This is a genomic window from Microbispora sp. NBRC 16548, assembly GCF_030268985.1.
Classification (GTDB): domain Bacteria; phylum Actinomycetota; class Actinomycetes; order Streptosporangiales; family Streptosporangiaceae; genus Microbispora; species Microbispora catharanthi.
In genome coordinates this window covers 120,044-136,624 of the sequence record NZ_BSSF01000012.1, presented here as the reverse complement: position 1 = coordinate 136,624, position 16,581 = coordinate 120,044, and the positions used below count along the sequence as shown (strand labels likewise).

At 71.1% G+C, this 16,581-nt stretch carries 13 protein-coding genes and 1 riboswitch; of the genes, 9 read left to right on the top strand and 4 right to left on the bottom strand.

The window, feature by feature from the left end; translation table 11 throughout:
* The first annotated feature begins 1 nt into the window (after window position 1).
* From QSK36_RS30140 to QSK36_RS30125, 4 genes are all read left to right on the top strand, one after another.
* Window positions 2-697, top strand: a complete 696-nt coding sequence (locus QSK36_RS30140) for a peroxiredoxin (protein ID WP_139575094.1) — start codon at window positions 2-4, stop codon at window positions 695-697.
* Between the two features lie 196 nt (window positions 698-893).
* Entirely contained in the window at window positions 894-2,243 is a 1,350-nt protein-coding gene (locus tag QSK36_RS30135) for a D-arabinono-1,4-lactone oxidase (protein ID WP_285784695.1), read from the top strand.
* A 57-nt stretch (window positions 2,244-2,300) separates the two neighbouring features.
* Window positions 2,301-4,076 carry a glycoside hydrolase family 15 protein gene (locus tag QSK36_RS30130; RefSeq protein WP_285784694.1) on the top strand — a complete coding sequence of 592 codons (1,776 nt, stop codon included), beginning with the start codon at window positions 2,301-2,303 and terminating at the stop codon, window positions 4,074-4,076.
* Between the two features lie 124 nt (window positions 4,077-4,200).
* Window positions 4,201-4,671 (top strand): SPW repeat protein, encoded by a 471-nt coding sequence (locus QSK36_RS30125; protein WP_183537080.1) that lies wholly within the window; start codon window positions 4,201-4,203, stop codon window positions 4,669-4,671.
* A 72-nt stretch (window positions 4,672-4,743) separates the two neighbouring features.
* On the opposite strand, the gene QSK36_RS30120 is transcribed toward QSK36_RS30125, so the two are convergent.
* Together QSK36_RS30120 and QSK36_RS30115 are read right to left on the bottom strand one after the other, a co-directional pair.
* Window positions 4,744-5,301, bottom strand: coding sequence for a DUF421 domain-containing protein (locus tag QSK36_RS30120; RefSeq protein WP_285784693.1), 558 nt, complete (start codon window positions 5,299-5,301; stop codon window positions 4,744-4,746).
* 579 nt (window positions 5,302-5,880) lie between these two features.
* Window positions 5,881-6,357, bottom strand: a complete 477-nt coding sequence (locus tag QSK36_RS30115; RefSeq protein ID WP_285784692.1) for an NYN domain-containing protein — start codon at window positions 6,355-6,357, stop codon at window positions 5,881-5,883.
* Between the two features lie 329 nt (window positions 6,358-6,686).
* On the opposite strand from QSK36_RS30115, the gene QSK36_RS30110 reads away from it, so the two are divergent.
* The 3 genes from QSK36_RS30110 to QSK36_RS30100 all read left to right on the top strand — a co-directional run bounded on the left by QSK36_RS30110 (window position 6,687) and on the right by QSK36_RS30100 (window position 11,722).
* Window positions 6,687-9,278 (top strand): MXAN_6230/SCO0854 family RING domain-containing protein, encoded by a 2,592-nt coding sequence (locus QSK36_RS30110; RefSeq protein WP_285784691.1) that lies wholly within the window; start codon window positions 6,687-6,689, stop codon window positions 9,276-9,278.
* 330 nt (window positions 9,279-9,608) lie between these two features.
* Window positions 9,609-10,331, top strand: coding sequence for a GNAT family N-acetyltransferase (locus QSK36_RS30105; RefSeq protein WP_221263677.1), 723 nt, complete (start codon window positions 9,609-9,611; stop codon window positions 10,329-10,331).
* Between the two features lie 301 nt (window positions 10,332-10,632).
* Window positions 10,633-10,775, top strand: a riboswitch (cyclic di-AMP (ydaO/yuaA leader).
* A gap of 167 nt (window positions 10,776-10,942) precedes the next feature.
* The gene (locus QSK36_RS30100; RefSeq protein WP_183537090.1) at window positions 10,943-11,722 is read left to right on the top strand and encodes a CHAP domain-containing protein; all 780 of its coding nucleotides are present in this window, start codon (window positions 10,943-10,945) and stop codon (window positions 11,720-11,722) included.
* A gap of 203 nt (window positions 11,723-11,925) precedes the next feature.
* On the opposite strand, the gene QSK36_RS30095 is transcribed toward QSK36_RS30100, so the two are convergent.
* Window positions 11,926-12,585, bottom strand: coding sequence for a hypothetical protein (locus QSK36_RS30095; protein WP_285784690.1), 660 nt, complete (start codon window positions 12,583-12,585; stop codon window positions 11,926-11,928).
* 43 nt (window positions 12,586-12,628) lie between these two features.
* Window positions 12,629-14,401, bottom strand: a complete 1,773-nt coding sequence (locus tag QSK36_RS30090) for a M48 family metalloprotease (protein WP_285784689.1) — start codon at window positions 14,399-14,401, stop codon at window positions 12,629-12,631.
* Between the two features lie 311 nt (window positions 14,402-14,712).
* Here QSK36_RS30090 and QSK36_RS30085 point away from each other — a divergent pair, with 311 nt between their 5' ends.
* The gene (locus QSK36_RS30085; RefSeq protein WP_285784688.1) at window positions 14,713-15,543 is read left to right on the top strand and encodes an ArsR/SmtB family transcription factor; all 831 of its coding nucleotides are present in this window, start codon (window positions 14,713-14,715) and stop codon (window positions 15,541-15,543) included.
* 236 nt (window positions 15,544-15,779) lie between these two features.
* Window positions 15,780-16,580 (top strand): IclR family transcriptional regulator domain-containing protein, encoded by an 801-nt coding sequence (locus QSK36_RS30080; RefSeq protein ID WP_183537097.1) that lies wholly within the window; start codon window positions 15,780-15,782, stop codon window positions 16,578-16,580.
* Window position 16,581: the final 1 nt, after the last annotated feature.

Sequence of the window (16,581 nt, the reverse complement as noted above, 5' to 3'; positions counted from 1 at the left end):
CATGACCTCTGCCGCGACCTCTGCGGTGAACCCCACGGCGACGCCGGAGGCGGAACCCACCCGGCTTCCGCTCATCGGCGACAGGGCGCCGGACTTCGAGGCCGAGAGCACCCACGGGCCGGTCCGGCTCGCCGACTACGCCGGGCGGTGGCTGGTGCTGTTCAGCCACCCGGCCGACTTCACCCCGGTGTGCACCACCGAGTTCGTCGCGTTCGCCGAGCTGGCAGAGGAGTTCGCCGCCCGCGACGTCGCCCTGCTCGGCAACTCGGTTGACTCCGTGCACAGCCACCTCGCCTGGACGCGGGCGATCGAGGACAGGCTCGGCGTGAGGATCCCCTTCCCGATCATCGCCGACCTCGACACGCGGGTGTCCCGCGCGTACGGCATGCTCCACCCGAAGGCGTCGGCGACGGCGGCGGTCCGCGCGGTGTTCGTGATCGACCCGGAGTCGGTCGTCCGTGCGATCCTCTACTACCCGATGAACGCGGGGCGGATGGTCCCCGAGATCCTCAGGCTCGTGGACGCGCTGCAGACGGCCGACCGTGACGGTGTCTCCTGCCCGGCCAACTGGCGACCGGGCGACGACGTGCTGCTGGGCGCGCCGAAGACCCAGGCCGAGGTGGAGGCGAGGCTGGCCGACGAGCGGCTCAAGCTCGTCGACTGGTATCTCGCCAGCCTCCCCGGCCGCGGCGCCTGACCGTACGCCCCGCAGAGTTCCGGTCGGCGGGAGCACACGGCCGCCGGCGTCGCCCGACACAAGGTGCCGTCGCGCTGGACGATCAGGACAGAGCCCTTGCCCCGCAACGCCACCGGGAAGGTGAACCGCACGCAGGTGGGCATCTGACCGGCACGCGGACGCGATGTTCCGGTAGAACTCCTCTGTGACTCATTTGGTGACAAACTGGGCAGGCAACATCACCTTCGCGGCCGCGGCGGTCGAGCGGCCCTCCTCGGTCGAGGAGCTGCGCGCCCTGGTGGCGCGCAGCGAGAAGGCCCGCGTGCTGGGCAGCGGCCACTCCTTCAATCACATCGCCGACTCCCCGGGCGCGCTGATCTCGCTCGACGCGCTGCCGCCGGAGATCGAGATCGACGGCGGGTCGTCCACCGTGCGGGTCGCCGCGAGCGTCCGGTACGGCGAGCTGGGCCGCCTTCTGCACGACAAGGGCTACGCCCTGCCCAACCTCGCGTCCCTGCCGCACATCTCGGTCGCGGGCTCCTGCGCGACCGGCACCCACGGCTCGGGCGACGCCAACGGCGGTCTCGCCACCTCCGTACGCGCGATCGAGATGGTGACCGCGGACGGCGACCTCGTCACGCTGAGCCGCGACGCGGACGGCGACCGGTTCGCCGGGGCCGTCGTCGCGCTGGGCGCCCTCGGCGTCGTCGTCGCCATGACGCTCGACGTCGTGCCGTCGTTCGACGTCCGCCAGCGCGTGTACGAGGGCCTCCCGGCCGAGGTGCTGGACGACCAGTTCGACGCCGTCATGTCCGCCGCGTACAGCGTCAGCCTGTTCACCGACTGGCGGACCTCCCGGATCAACCAGGTCTGGGTGAAGGAGCGGGCCGGCGCGACCGGCGCGGACCCCGCCGAGGCGGCGGCGGTGAGCGGGCTCGCGGGGGACGCGGCCGCGGGCGGCCTGGAGGGGGCCACGGCCGCCGGAGGGCTCTACGACGCCGAGACGGGCGGCGGCTTCTTCGGGGCGGCGCCGGCCGACGGCCCGAGGCACCCCGTGCCCGGCATGTCCGCGGTGCACTGCACGGCCCAGATGGGCGTCCCCGGCCCCTGGTTCGAGCGCCTGCCGCACTTCCGGCCCGACTTCACCCCCAGCAGCGGCGAGGAGCTCCAGGCGGAGTACATGGTGCCCCGGCGGCACGCGGCCGCGGCGTTCCACGCCCTCGACGGGATCCGCGACCGCATCGCCCCGGTCCTGCAGATCTCCGAGATCCGCACGATCGCCGCGGACGACCTGTGGCTGAGCCCGAGCCAGGGCCGCGACACCGTGGCCTTCCACTTCACCTGGATCAAGGACACCGCCGCCGTGACGCCTGTGCTCACCGCGATCGAGGAGTGCCTGGCGCCGTTCGGCGCGCGGCCCCATTGGGGGAAGCTGTTCACCCTTCCCGCGGACGTCCTGCGCTCCCGCTACGAGCGCCTGGACGACTTCGCGGCGCTGGCGCGGCACTACGACCCGCGCGGCGTCTTCGCCAACGAGTTCGTCGAGCGGTACGTCCTCGGCCGCTAGTCGCCCGGTTCGTCCCATGATGACCGGGTAAGTCCCCGGGGATCACGGGGGAGGACGATGCGCATCGAGGACTACGCGCTCATCGGCGACATGCACACGGCCGCCCTGGTCGGCCGCGACGGCTCGGTCGACTGGCTGTGCCTGCCGCGGTTCGACTCCGGAGCCTGCTTCGCGGCGCTCCTGGGCGGCCGCCCGGCGGGACGCTGGCTGCTGGCCCCGGCGGGCGAGGGGACGTGCACCGGGCGCCGCTACCGCGACGGCACGCTGGTCCTGGAGACGACCTGGGACATGCCCGGCGGGTGCGTGCGGGTCCTCGACTTCATGCCGCCGCGCGGGGAGGCGCCCGACCTCGTGCGGATCGTGGAAGGCGTGCGGGGCCGGGTGGAGATGCGCACGGAGCTGCTGCTGCGCTTCGAATACGGCGCCGTGATCCCCTGGGTGCGGCACCGTGAGGGAGAGCTGGCCGTCGTCGCCGGTCCGAACGCCGCCTGGCTCCAGTCGCCCGTCGAGCTCACCCACGACTCCCGCCTCCGCGGGACGACCGCCTCCTTCACCGTCGCGGCGGGAGACCGGGTGCCGTTCGTGCTCACCTGGCAGCAGTCGTGGCAGGGCCGGCCGCGGCGGCTGGAGGCGGACGAGGAGCTGGCCGCCACCGACCGGCTGTGGAAGCAGTGGCTCGGCCGGTGCGGCTACCAGGGGAGGTACGGCGAGGCCGTGGGCAGCAGCCTCCTCGCGCTCAAGGCCCTCACGTACGCCCCCACCGGCGGCATCGTCGCGGCGCCCACGACCTCGCTGCCGGAGCAGATCGGCGGGCCGCGCAACTGGGACTACCGCTACAGCTGGCTGCGGGACGCGTCGTTCACCCTCCAGGCGCTGATGGGCGCGGGATACGCGGACGAGGCGACGGCCTGGCGCGACTGGCTGCTGCGGGCCGTCGCCGGAGACCCGGCCGACCTGCAGATCATGTACACGGTCGACGGCAGCAGGCACATTCCCGAGTGGACCGTCGACTGGCTGCCGGGATACGAGGGGTCGCGGCCGGTGCGGATCGGCAACGCCGCCTCGCGGCAGTTCCAGCTCGACGTGTACGGCGAGGTGATCGACTGCCTCTACCAGGCCAAGGAGGCGGGCCTGCGGCCGGACGAGGAGGCGTGGGACCTGCAGTGCGCGCTCATGGAGTATCTGGAGGGGGCGTGGCGGGAGCCCGACAACGGGCTGTGGGAGGTGCGCGGCCCGCGCCGCGACTTCGTCCACTCCAAGATCTTCGCCTGGGTGGCGGCGGACCGCATGGTCCGCTCGGTCGAGACGCAGGGCCAGGACGGCCCCGCCCGCCGCTGGCGCGCCCTGCGCGAGGAGATCCACCGGGACGTGTGCGCGCACGGCTACGACCCCGACCGCAACACCTTCACCCAGTTCTACGGGTCGAAGGGCCTCGACGCCGCGCTGCTGCTCATTCCCCGGCTCGGCTTCCTGCCCCTGGACGACCCTCGCGTGGCGGGCACGGTCGACGCCGTGTGCCGCGAACTGACGGAGGACGGCTTCGTCCTTCGCTACCGGCCCGAGGCCGACGACGTGGACGAACTGCCGGGCGGGGAGGGCGTCTTCATCGCCTGCTCCTTCTGGCTCGCCCACGCGCTCGCCCTGCTCGGCCGGCGCGAACGGTCGCGGCGCCTGTTCGAACGCCTGCTGTCCCTGCGCAACGACGTCGGCCTGCTGTCGGAGGAGTACGACGTCCGCAAGGGGCGTCAAGCCGGCAACTTCCCCCAGGCGTACAGCCACGTCTCCATCGTGAACGCGGCCCGGGCGCTGGCCCCGCCGGGGACATCTGACTGACAGATATCGTCCATCTGTTTCCTGCGCATCTCGCGACCTCCCCTCCGCCACCTGCGGCGTTGGATGATGCAACCGAGGGGTCCGGGTCTTCGCCCGGCCCGTCTGGGAGAAGAGGTGACGCGACATGGTGCGACCAGGTCTGGCACGCCGCCCGGACGTTACGGAGCTGCGCCAGACGTACGACCGCGCGGGATCGACCGCGCCCGCGCAGGTCATGGATGGAGTGACGTTCCTCGCCGGGGTCTATCTCGCCATCTCGCCGTGGATCGTGGGCTTCAGCGGTCTCGGCGCTCTGGCGATCAACAACCTGATCGTCGGGCTGACGGTCGCGGCGCTCGCGATGAGCTGCGCGTCCGCCTTCGGCCGCACGTACGGCGTGAGCTGGGTGGTGCCGGTGCTCGGCGTCTGGACGATCATCGCGCCGTGGGTGATCAGCGGCCAGCCGGCGACCACGGCGACCATCTGGGACAACGTGGTCACCGGGGCGATCATCTTCCTGTTCGGCCTCGGCGCGCTGGCGTTCGCCGCGAACTACCGGCAGCACGAGCACGGCGGCCGGCGACGGGGGGTCGGCGCACCGGGCGGCGAATGGTAGCCGCCGTGCCTCGGCAGGCGGCGTACGGCAGGTGACCGGCGGGGGATCCTTCGCCCCGCCGTGTCCACCTTGTCACGCGCGCGGCGGGTGCCGCAGCCCCTGGTGGGTGACGTCGCCCACCGGACGATCCTTCGTGACGACGCTCACCGCCCCCTTCGGCTCGAAGATCACGTATCGGACCGAGGAGAGCGAGGCGACGCCGTGCTGGCGCAGGATCACGTACAGGTCGGGCTCGGTGAGCCCGCACCGCCGCAGCTGCCGCCGCTGGATCTCGCCCTCGTTCACCAGGATCCGGGGCTTGTGGTCGAACCAGTGCGGTGACGGGGACCGCAACCTCACCTGGGTCACGACGGCGTGGACGGCGATCACCGTGAGCAGGGCGGCGGCCCCGGTGAGATACGAGGTGTCGGACGCCGTCGCGGTGCGGCCCACGATCGCGCCCACCGCGACCGCCGCGACGAAGTCGAACGGCGACAGTTCGGCGATCATGCGCCGCTTGGTGAGGCGCAGCCCGGCGACGGCGGTCGCGTACAGGAGCAGTGTCTTGACGGCGACCCAGCCCAGGTCGGCGGCCTGCCCGAACAGCAGGAACACCCCGGGCGGCGGCGAGACTACGGACAGCGGGGACATGGCTTCCCTCCAATGCGGAGGCGCGACGGCGCATCCCGTCGCGCCGTCCTCTCGCCGGCCCTTCCCCGCCTTCCGGCCGCCATCCCCGAGGGTAGGGCAAGAACCGGCCGCGTACACCTGCCGTCCCGCGACGTACGTGAGCGCCGCGCGGGCCGCCGTGATCTCCTCGACGGAGGCGGCGAACGGGTCGCGGTCCAGGACGACCAGGTCGGCGATGGGGGGATGCGCCGGTCGAGGCGGACCTGCGGAAACAAAAAGGAGCCGCCGAGGGCGCCGAATTCCAAGCGCGGGACGCGGCGGACCAGCGGGTGCGCGACGCGGCCCGGCACCGGCGTCGACAACTGCCTGACGGCGGAGCTGTACCGACGGCGGCCCCCGGTCGAGGCGATGGGCTGGGAACGCGGGAGAACTGATGTCACCCGCTCCACTTATCGGGGCGCCGGTAAATCCTTCGATCTACACCAGGAACGGACTCAGGGAGTAGCGATGTTTGTAGATGCCTCTCGGGAATCGCAAACGAAATCACCTGCTCCGAGAAATCATGCTTCGGGCCAACGCGACCGGGCGGACAGGCGATCATCACCTGCCGTGTGGGGGTTGCAGCGACGCTTCGATCGCAGGACAGAAATCAGTGTCAGTCGACATGAGGAGTGACATGTCGCCATAACCGGACGCCGCGTCGACGGTCATAGCCACCGCCAGCGCCACATCCGTCAACTTCTCCTCGTACGTATGGAATGTCTGGGCAGGATCACAGGCGCACGTCCATCGGGAACCGCAGTCTCTGCACCGCGCGGTTTTCTTCTTGAAGTGGCCGCGAATGATCTCCACCTCCGGTCGGTAGGCGGCAAGGGCGGCAAGGTAGGTCTCCTGCCTCAGCGCCGCGTCAGGTTCGCCCTTGACGATCGCGGTGAAGTACCTGACCTTGATCACTACATCGTGCCTGCGGAGCTGCCGTACCAACTCGACGACATCGAGCCACAAGTACGCGCGACCGTACTTGCTCTTCAACCCGTGGTACAGGTTGAAGCCGTCGACGTACGCGACCACGTCCACCCGCAAGCTCCTCCCGGCATTGGCCAACCTGGCCGATCGTAGCTAGCATGGAGCCACACGAAGTTGGTTACGGCCAACTGGGCGGCCCCGCAAGGGGCCGCATTTTTTGTTTCCGCCCCATAGGCGGTCACGTGCGTCGCGGTCGCCGGCCCTGGCGTACGGGGAAAAGGGGACGACACAAGATCGGGCGGCGGGCTAGGGTGGCGGGCCAAGGGGCGGCTCCTGGACGTGCTTCCTTCTCGATCTTTAATCGCTTTAGTGCGTCCGTTCTCCGCCCCGTCTCACTTTCCCGGTGCCCGTCCGATCGCTCGTACACAGGGAGGATGCCCGTGGACCGGCTGGCGGAGCTGCTGCTGCGGCAGCGGCTGGTCGCCCCCGACCTTCTCGTCCCCGCCGTCGAGCGGGAAGCCGTCGTCCCGGGCCCCGAGGGCGCCGGCCGTTCGTCGCGCTCGTCCCGCCGGGAACGGCCCCTCGCCACCGTCGCCGACGGGGTGGTCGCGCTGGAGGCCGACCTGCTCCAGCTCGGGCACGTGCTGAGCGCGCCGCTGCGTGCCCGGATGGCCGAGTTGGACGCCGGGGGTCTCGGGCAGGCGGGCCGCGCGCTCGTCTCCGCCCTGTCGGCCCAGCTGGGCGGGCGCGTCGTGCACACGCCGCTGTTCCGCCGCTTCCCGGAGTCGGTCCCCGCCGACACGGTGGAGCTGTTCGTCCGCAGGGTGTTCTCCGTGCTGCTCCAGCGGCCGGAGCAGCCGTGCGTGCTGTGCGGGGAGGTCGCCGCCGTCCATCCGGTGTCGCCGTGCGCGCACCTCGTCTGCCGCGCGTGCTGGGACGGCGCGGACTACAGCGCCTGCCCGATCTGCCATCGCCGGATCGACCCCGGTGATCCCTTCCTGCGCCCGGCCGACGACGTCTACGCCCCGGCCGTCAGGTGGAGCGGCCGGGTGCCGGAGACGCTGACCCTGCTCGGGCTGTGCGACGACCCCGCCGCCCGGGCCCGCGACCTGCTGGGTCCGCTGCTGTCCCGGCAGGCGGCGCCGCGCGCGGAGGACAGGGCGGTCGTCGCCGAGATCGTCGATCGCTTCTGGCCCGAGTCGGCCGGCTGGCTTCCCGAGCGGATCCCGGCCCGCGAGACCCGTGCCGTCGTCCTGGCCGCCGCCGTACGGCACGGCGACCTGGCCCTGCTCACGCGGCACGCCGACACGGCGACCGACGTGCTGCGGCTGCTCCACGCCCTCATGGGCGGCGACCCCGGGTTGCGCGCCCGCCTCCCGCGCCGCACGAGCCTGTCCCGGCCGGTGCGCCGCGCGCTCCTCGCCGCGCTGGACCGGCAGGCGCTGCCGTACCTGATCGAGGACCTGCACCGCTACCCCGGCCAGTGGCGGCACATGGCGGAGGTGCTGCACCCGCACGAGTTCCACCGGCGTCACCCGGACGCGGCCCTGGCGTTCGCCGTGCTGCGCGGCACCCCGCTGCGGAAGGGCACGCCTATGGCGGACGTCCTGCTGGAGCGCGCGGCGGCCCACGGGGACCTGCTGTCGTTCGACGGTGTACGGCTGCGCGCCCGAACGTTCGCGGGGCGGTTCGAGGCCGCGCTGCGGACCGATCCCCGCGAGGCCCTCGCCCTGCTGGCGCGCCGGCCGGGGGAGCTGCTGCGGCGCACCGCCGATCTCGCCCGCCGCCTGCCCGCCGCCGACCTCGCCGAGGCCCTGCGCGCCGCCGCGCCGCACGTCTCCCCGGCCGTGCTGATCGCCACCCTGGGCCGGTTGCGCACGCCACCGGGCGGGACCCGCATGTTCCTGCCGCGCGGGGGAGCGGCGCGGATCTGGGCCGAGCCCGACGCCCGCGAGGAGCTCGCCCCCGAGGCCGTGGCCGCCCTGTCCGCTGTGCTGACCGGCGAGATGCTGCGCCGGGCCGCCGCGCTGCCGCCCGTCGAGACCGCGCTGCTGGACGAGGAGCTGGCCGACCTGCTCGCGCCGGAGGCCGAGCGGTCCGCCTCCGCCTCGCTGGTACGGCTGCCGCGCGGCAGCGTCCGGCCGCTGCCGGACGGTGCGCGGATCCGGCTGTTCCTGCACTGGGCGGAGCCCGCGGATCGCGTGGTCGACCTGGACCTGTCGGTGGCGGTGTTCGACGCGCGGTGGGAGTTCGTCGGGCTGTGCGACTACACGAACCTGCGGCTCGGCGCGAGCGCCGCCGTCCACTCCGGGGATCTGACCTCCGCGCCCGAGCCGCTGGGCGCGTCGGAGTTCGTGGACCTCGACGTGGCCGCGCTGCGCGCGACCGGCGGCCGGTACGCGGTGCCCGTCGTGTTCAGTTACAACGACGTGCCGTTCGACGAACTGGCCCGCGGTTTCGCCGGATTCATGGACGATCCGGATGGCTTGTTCGACCCGCTCGCCGTACGGCAGCGCTTCGACCTGACCGGCCCGGCCAAGATCCTCGTCCCGCTCGTCGCCGACCTCTGGTCGCGCACGATGCGCTGGGTGGACCTCAACGTGTCCGCGTTCGGCGGGTTCCACAACGTGTACGAACACGAGGAGCAACTCGCCCGTCTGGGCGCGGCCGCCGAGGACGCCTACGGCCTCGGCGAGCGCGTCACCCTGTGGGAGGTCGCCTGCTGGCACGCCGCCGCCCGCGCCCGCGAGGTCGTCGTACGGCACCGCGACGGCGCCGTGAGCCGGCACGCGCGTCGTCCCGGAGAGGACGCCGCCGCCTTCGCGTCCCGCCTCGGCGTACGGCAGGCGGCCGATCCCGCGGCGGAGGCCGGCGCGGCCGAAGCGGGTCTCGCCGTGGTGCTGGAGGACGACGTGCGGGTGAGCGAGGGGGCACAGGTCTACGCCCTGCACCCTGCCCGTCTCGACCCCGCCGTGATCCGCCCTCTCGACGCCTCCGACCTCGTCGGCATGCTCGCCCCCGCGACGCGCTGACCGGCCGGAAATAACGGTTTGCGCGCTCACTGACCGCATGGGAAAGTGAGCGTGCTTCACACAAGTAACAGCGAAGGAATGAAGCCTATGTTCTCGGCGTCCCACAGCGGCCGCCGTCGGCACTGACCGGTACGCCTCCCGCGTCATCGGCTCACTGCCTTCACCGTCTCACGGCGGCCCCACGTGACGGTGCCCTGCGCACCTTCTCCATCCCGTCCGGGATGGCTTCAAATGCGAGTTCACCCTCCGCTCCGCGTGGCGGGCGAACCGTTCCACCTTGTCATTCGTGAGGTCGATATCACCGTGGGCATCGATGTCCAGAGTTTCGCCGTGGCCAACCTTCGCCGTCGTCCCGAAGTCGTCGAGATCGGGGGCTTCGTCCTCGGCGTGGAGCCCGGCACCACCAGCCCGTACGTCAACTACGCGACACCCCTGCCCGGCGCCCGGCCGGGCGGGCGGGACGTCGCGGCGCTGATCGGGGCGTTCCGCGAGCGCGGGCTCAAGCCCCGTCTCGAGTTCGCCCCGGACGCCGCGCCCGCCGTGGAGCCCGCACTTCGCGAGGCGGGGTTCACCGTCGAGGCGGTGCACGACTACCTCGTCTGCATCCCGGCCACGCTGACGAGGCCGCGAACCGCTCTCCCGGTGGAGACGCCGTCGACGGACGAGGACTACACGGCGATCGACGCCGCCCTGTCGGAGGCGTTCAGCGGGGAGTTCGCCTCGTCGCCGGAGGGCGCGGCCCGGCTGCGCCGTACGGAGGAGAGCGGCGGCGCGGTCCGGTTCGTCCGGGCGCCCGGCGGCGGCTGCGCGGGAGCGGCCATGTGCTCCGCTCCGGCCGTGGAGACGTCGGAACTCGCCGGCGTCGGCACCCGCCCCGGCTTCCGTGGGCGGGGCATCGCCGCCGCGGTCACCGCCACGCTCGCCGAGGCGATGCTCGCCAGGGGAGCACGGTCGGTGTGGCTGGAGTACGGCGGCGAGGGATCCCGCCGGGTCTACGAACGCGTGGGCTTCCGGCCGGCCGGCACCCGCCTGTACATGTCGCTCGAAGTCTGACGCGCGCCGCTTGATCGCGCCCGGCGGGGGAGCGCCGCCCGCCGGGCGCGACGGCGTGTCCGGGGGACGGCCGCATGGCCGTGTCGTCTTCGACCCGCCCGCCCGCCGGACGGGCGCTCATGCCCGTACGGCGCTGTGTGGCGCATCTCACCGCGGGCGGCCCGCGACCGTGAGGACCTGCGGAAGCACGGAACGGCGGCGGCCAGAATGATGCCCTTTGCCGGGTTTTTGGTCGTGTCTTACTTGTTATCTATTAAGCTTCCCGTGTGTCTCGCCGGTGAGCGGTCCTCAACCCGAGGACGACCGGCGACCGCCGAATCCCGGAAGTCATCGATCCCGGGAACCGGGGACCCACGTCTCTTGGGGTGAATCCGGACCATCCGGTAGGGCTACTCCTGGCCCGAACCCGTCAGCTAACCCGGTAGGCGGCCAAGGAGAGGAGAGCGCGTGGAGTGTCGGCTCCACCTGCCCACCCGGTCCGCGTCGTGTCGCCGGACCACATGCCCGCCCTGGAACGTCTCCAGGCTTCCGGGGTGATGGCGCGCCCGTGACGGGCTGCCACATTTCCCGTTTCTGATTCCGCCCCGCCGCGGCCGTGTCCTCGGACGGTCATGCCGTCATGCCGCCACGCCCCGCGGGCCGGTTCGTCATGTCTCGAAGCGCGCCATGAGGAGCCTCCGATTTCCACCGATCCGATAGCTCGACAGCTGCTCGACGCCGTCCGCCCCGAACTGGGCTACCGCGAACGAGCAGGGAAACACACGAAGTTCGGCGAGTGGTACGCCGACAACATCGCCAAGGACTCCGACTTCAAGACCGCCCCCTGGTGCGACATGTTCGTCTCCTGGGCGGCGGACCGGGCCGGGGTGCAGGGCCACGTCGGCGAGTTCGCGCTGACCACGCGGCACGCCAAGTGGTTCAAGAAGCACCACGCCTGGAGCGACAAGCCCGAGCCGGGCGCCGTGGTCTTCTTCGACTGGTCGGGGTCCAAGAAGATCGGCGACATCGACCACGTCGGCATCGTCGAGAAGGTCGCCGGCGGGAAGGTCCACACGATCGAGGGCAACGTCGACGGCGTGTGGCTGAAGCGCAAGGTGCGCGACAAAAGCAAGATCGTGGGGTACGGCCTGCCGCGCAAGGTCAAGGTGGCGCCGAAGGCGCCGGTGACGATCCAGCCCGTGGCGGCCGTCAACGCGAGCGTCCAGCGCGCCGCGGCGCCCACCACCAGGAACATGGCGGCCACGCAGGGGAAGTCCCTCGACGTCGTGTGGTCGCCCGGCGACGCCGTCCTGCCGGCCGGTCTGCTGTTCGCGGTGGTCTCCACCGCCGTGACCGGCCTCCGGTTCAAGGCCGCGGCGGCGACGTCCGGCGGACGGCACCGCAAGCGATGACCTCCCACGACGACCCCCACGATCACGTCCCGCCGCCTTCCGGAGCGGCGGATCACCGTGGCATGTCGTCGACTCGGGCCGTGCTAACCCAGCAGGCCCTTCATCTCCCTGATCTCGGCCGAGTCCCTTCATCGCCGACACCTCCGTACGCCCGGGCGTGGTGGGGCCCTGGCTTGTCGTACCCCGTCCCGCGGAACGTTCCGTCAGCTGAACGTGATCCGGAACCGGTAGTTGTCGCCGTAGGTCGAGCCGCGGATGGTGAACGCTGCGCTCCCCGAGCTCACTCGGCCCGAGACCGTCGCCCCGGCGTCGACGGCGTAGAGGAAGGGAGACGTGCCGAGATTACGGCAAGGGACGATGGTCTTCTCTCCGTAGAAGTGGTTGAACGTGGCCCCCTCGGCGCGATGGCTGTCGACCAGCTTGCCGGACCAGGAGGTGCCCGATCGGCCGGTGACCCAGTAGCCGAGCAAGAGGTTCGGGTCGCGTACGTTGCCGCCGAGATCGCGGGCCGACGCGGTGACGACGTGGGCGGAGCCGAATTGGAAAGATCCGACGGCTCCGATGTCCCCCACGTAGAACTCCCAGTAGAAGGGGTTGCGCTCGACCCGGCCCGCGGCGGACTTGCGTGGGCCGGTGATGAATTTCGCGGCCATCCTGTATCGGCTGGTGCCGATGAACCGGTGCTCGCCCGAGAGGGGACCTCCGCAGTAGTCGTATGAGTCGACCACCACGGTGGCGGTGCCGCGATAGATCTGTAGCGCGGACTGCGCGCCGGTCGCCGGGCCGGCCGGAATCACCGCCCCGAGCACCGCGGTCACCGACACGGCCGCCGCTGATCCGCGTTTCCGTGCTTTTCTGCTCATGAGGAATTCCCTCCTTGTCGTACCGTCGATCAAGGGCCGTGTTTCAGATGAAACTCGTCATATAGAGCGCCAGAGGAAGGATGGCGGCCAGTGCATAGGGAGCGAACTGAGAATTGCGATCGTCGGCGTGTCGTGTCCGTACGATCCACGGCCAGACGACCAGCAGCACCGCGCTACCACCCAGGAGGAGCCGGTCGAAGGCGAGCCCTTTGACGATGCTCTGGAACACGTGGGCGATCGCGGCGCCGATGTCCTCACCGGTGAGCATGAACGCGGGCAGAGCGAGGGCCGACACCAGCACGAGCCGGACGACGAAGGTCGCGGGCCACGCCACGGCCAGCCCCGTGAGGCCGCAGAAGCGCCCCCCGGCGACCTTCCGGCGCAACGCGGCCGGCGGGTGGGTGAGCACTCTGCCGACACGTCTCAGCCGGCCGCCGGGAAGGGTCCGTTCGACGGCCAGTGCCCGGATGAGCGCGTCGGCGCCACACTGCCGGACCGCCAGCCGATCCGCGCTGAGTTCCGCCAGCCACAGCGCCACGACCGGCAGGAGCAGCATCCTCGGGACGACGGCGGCGTGGACGAGGAGCTGCCCGGTCAGCAGGCGCCCGGCCGCGCCTCCGAGCGTGACGTACAGGGTGATCGGCAGCAGCCCGACCACTACGAAGATCGGGCCCCAGACGCGCACCAGCCAGGTGAACGGGCTCGCGAGACCGACGACGTGGTGATCGCGTTGACGACGGTGGGCGATCTCGTGCAGCAGTACGGCCTCGGCCGCTTGGGGGTCGGCCCGCCACAGGACGGTCAGCGGGAGGAAGACGGCGATCCGCGCCTGCTTCCAGCCCACGGGATAGACGCGCGCCGGCATGCGGTTACTCTCGCTGAACCTGATCTCGATGGAAGGGTCCTGCCGCCGTACGAACGCGGCGATCTCCTCGATGACCGGATTGTCGCTGACTCTCAGATCGTGCCGCCGCTCCACTCTTCTTCCGCGGAACCCCGGCAGCAGCAGGCTCGCCATCGCCCCAAGCAGGATCAGCGCGGGGAAGAGCTGGGCGATGCTCGCGACACCGAGCACGATGCCCGCCGTGCGGGCGACGCCCATAGGGCTGTTCGTGATCAGGGTCCGGTAGTCGGTGGCCTGGCGGATCCAGTCGCCGATCAACCCGGGCACTCCGACCAGAAGGTAGGCGATCAGGTAGAACCAGAGCCACGGCGGCAGCATCCAGGAACGCGTCGGCCCGCCGAGCCGGTGTTCCGGCAGAGGCAGCGCGGGGGACGTGGCCAGAAGAGCGGCGAGCAGCGCCTGGATCTCCTCCGGGGTGTTGCCCGGTTCGAAGACCGTCTCCAGGAGCCGGTAGGTCTGTTGCTCGGCCCTCTCCCTGCTGAGACCGTGAGCGATCAGGCGCTCCATCAGGACGGCGATCGCCTGGTCGAGCAGGCGCCCCTGGCCGGGGTTCATCCGGGCAGGCGACGAGGGGCCGCCGGTGGCGGCGGTTCGCTCAAGCGAAGGGGTTTTGCCGCTACGCCGCGCCTCGATGAGGGCGTACACGGCGAGCGTGTTCCCGATCATTCCGTCCGCGAGAAACGTGTGCAGGTGATCGGCGGCGGCGCGCAGTGCGTCGAGAATGGCCGGGAGCTCGCCTATTCCCGCGCCGGGCGCGAATCCCCCGGTTTCACCGCCGTCTCCGGTGGTGAAAAGACGGCGGCGGCGTTCCCCGCCTTCGGCATAGGCGGCGCCGACCTCTGCGGCGAAATCGATCTCATGAGGTGTCAGACGCTCTGCGAGGCGCCGGGACCACGCTCCGACGAGTTCCACGGAATGCCTCCACGGGACGGCGGGAACCTCACCGTAAAAGACCATTGCCGTCCGACCAATGACGTGTGCATACACGGTTGGTCACGCCCTGTGTCGATTCGGATATGGCGGCGCCAATAATGGTGGCCGGGACGGAGAATGACCGACTAATTCCAAAGCGCGGCATAAAGATAGAACATCACTTGATGCCGTATTCACCCCTTTTGTGGGGAAAGTCGAGGCGGCGGAGCGGTACGCGTCCCTGTCCGCTGAGCGCCCGCGAGTGGTCAGTGGGAGGCGTTGACATGCAGCCATGCGGTTGCATATGGTTCATGCAGCCACAAGGCTGCATGTTCGGGATGGGGAAGATGGACGAGGTGTTCAAGGCGCTGGCCGACGTCAGCCGCCGCCGGTTGCTGGACAGCCTGAACGCCCGCAACGGCCAGACGCTGCGTGAACTGTGCGCGGGGCTGGACATGGCGCGGCAGTCGGTCAGCAAGCACCTGGCGGTGTTGGAGGCGGCGGACCTCGTGACCACGGTGTGGCGTGGCCGGGAGAAACTGCACTACCTCAACGCCGTGCCCATCAACGCCATCGCGGACCGCTGGATGAGCAGGTTCGACCGCGAGCGGGCCCGTGCTCTTGCCGATCTCAAGAACGCATTGGAGCAGGAACCGATGGGCAACCCCGAGTTCGTCTACACCACCTACATCAGGACCACGCCCGAGCGGTTGTGGCAGGCCCTGACCGACCCCGGCTTCACCCGGCGCTACTGGGGCCTGTCCTTCGACACCGACTGGCGAGCGGGGGCGCCGATGACGTGGCATCAGGGCGGTGTGGCGATCGCCGATCCCGAGCAGGTCGTCATCGAATCCGAACCCGGCCGCCGTCTCTCGTACACCTGGCACTCCTTCACGCCCGAGTGGGCGGAGGCGGTCGGGTTGGGGGAGGACGTGCTCGCCAGGCTGAAGACGGAGCGCAGGTCACGGGTGACGTTCGAGATCGAGCCGGTGGGGGAGACGGTCAAGCTGACGGTCGTCCACGACGGCTTCGATCCCGGCAGCACCGTGCGGGAGATGGTCGGCGAGGGCTGGCCCCAGGTGCTGTCCGCGCTCAAGACCCTGCTGGAGACGGGCGAGCCCCTGCCGGCCGGGAGCGCCTGACGCGCGGGCCGCGCCCCGCCCGGCCGCCGCGGCCGGTCCTGCTCAGCGCCGTAGGGTGCCGCCTGAACGGACAGCAGTCCGCTGAGCGGTCATGTCGAGGACGTGTCCTCACCGGCCACCCCGTCACGGTGATGCGAAGCTGGGCCTATCGGACTACGCGGACCGCCGTCAGGCGGACAGTGAACCGCGAGCAGGGTCTAAAGTTGACTCGGCGAGTTCGAGCGGAAGAGGCGTCCATGGCACGAGGCGACACCGGACCTGACTTCATCGAGGCGCTCGCGCGCGGCCTCGATGTCATCAGGGCGTTCCAGCCGGGGCGCCCGGTCATGTCCCTGACCGAGGTGGCGGCGGCGACCGGCCTGGCCCGGCCCACGGCGCGGCGCATCCTGCTCACCTTGCAGGAGCTGGGGTACGCCCGCTCGGCGCAGGGCGGCTTCGCCCTTACTCCGCGGGTGCTCGAACTCGGCGTCTCCTACGTCCGCTCGATGGGCCTGTGGGAGGTGGCCCGGCCACACCTGGAACGGCTGGTCGCCCAGACGCACGAGTCGTCGTCGGTCGCCCAGCTCGACGGGTCCGACATCGTGTACGTCGCCCGCGTGGCCGTGCCGAAGATCGTCGCCCTCTCGGTGCAGATCGGGACGCGGTTCCCCGCGATGCAGACGTCCCTGGGCAAGGTGCTGCTGGCCGCGCTCCCGCCGGACGAGCTGGAGCGGGTGCTGGCCGAGCCGAGCCGGTCGGGCATCGAGCCGCGCTGGCGGCCCGATCCGCGGGAGCGCGACGCCATGCTGCGCGAGGTGCGGGCGAAGGGCTGGGCGCTGACAGACGAGCAGCTCGCCCTCGGGATCCGGTCGGTGGCCGCGCCGCTGCGCGACGGCTCCGGCGCCGTCATCGCGGCCGTGAACGTCAACAGCCACGCCGCCGAGACCTCGCTGGAGAAACTGACCGAGGAGCACCTGCCGCTGTTGCTGAAGACCGCCGGGGCGATCAGCGCCGACTGGGCGCTCTACGAGTCGGTCCCGCAGGTCACGGCCTCCTAGG

What these genes read in the sequence shown, in the direction of transcription:
- QSK36_RS30120 (WP_285784693.1), bottom strand. Translation starts at nt 5,301, where the DNA reads ATGTCCCCGCTGTCCGTAGTCTCGCCGCCGCCCGGGGTGTTCCTGCTG.
- QSK36_RS30080 (WP_183537097.1), top strand. Translation starts at nt 15,780, where the DNA reads ATGGCACGAGGCGACACCGGACCTGACTTCATCGAGGCGCTCGCGCGC.
- QSK36_RS30100 (WP_183537090.1), top strand. Translation starts at nt 10,943, where the DNA reads ATGCCGTCATGCCGCCACGCCCCGCGGGCCGGTTCGTCATGTCTCGAA.
- QSK36_RS30085 (WP_285784688.1), top strand. Translation starts at nt 14,713, where the DNA reads ATGCAGCCACAAGGCTGCATGTTCGGGATGGGGAAGATGGACGAGGTG.
- QSK36_RS30130 (WP_285784694.1), top strand. Translation starts at nt 2,301, where the DNA reads ATGCGCATCGAGGACTACGCGCTCATCGGCGACATGCACACGGCCGCC.
- QSK36_RS30095 (WP_285784690.1), bottom strand. Translation starts at nt 12,585, where the DNA reads ATGAGCAGAAAAGCACGGAAACGCGGATCAGCGGCGGCCGTGTCGGTG.
- QSK36_RS30125 (WP_183537080.1), top strand. Translation starts at nt 4,201, where the DNA reads ATGGTGCGACCAGGTCTGGCACGCCGCCCGGACGTTACGGAGCTGCGC.
- QSK36_RS30140 (WP_139575094.1), top strand. Translation starts at nt 2, where the DNA reads ATGACCTCTGCCGCGACCTCTGCGGTGAACCCCACGGCGACGCCGGAG.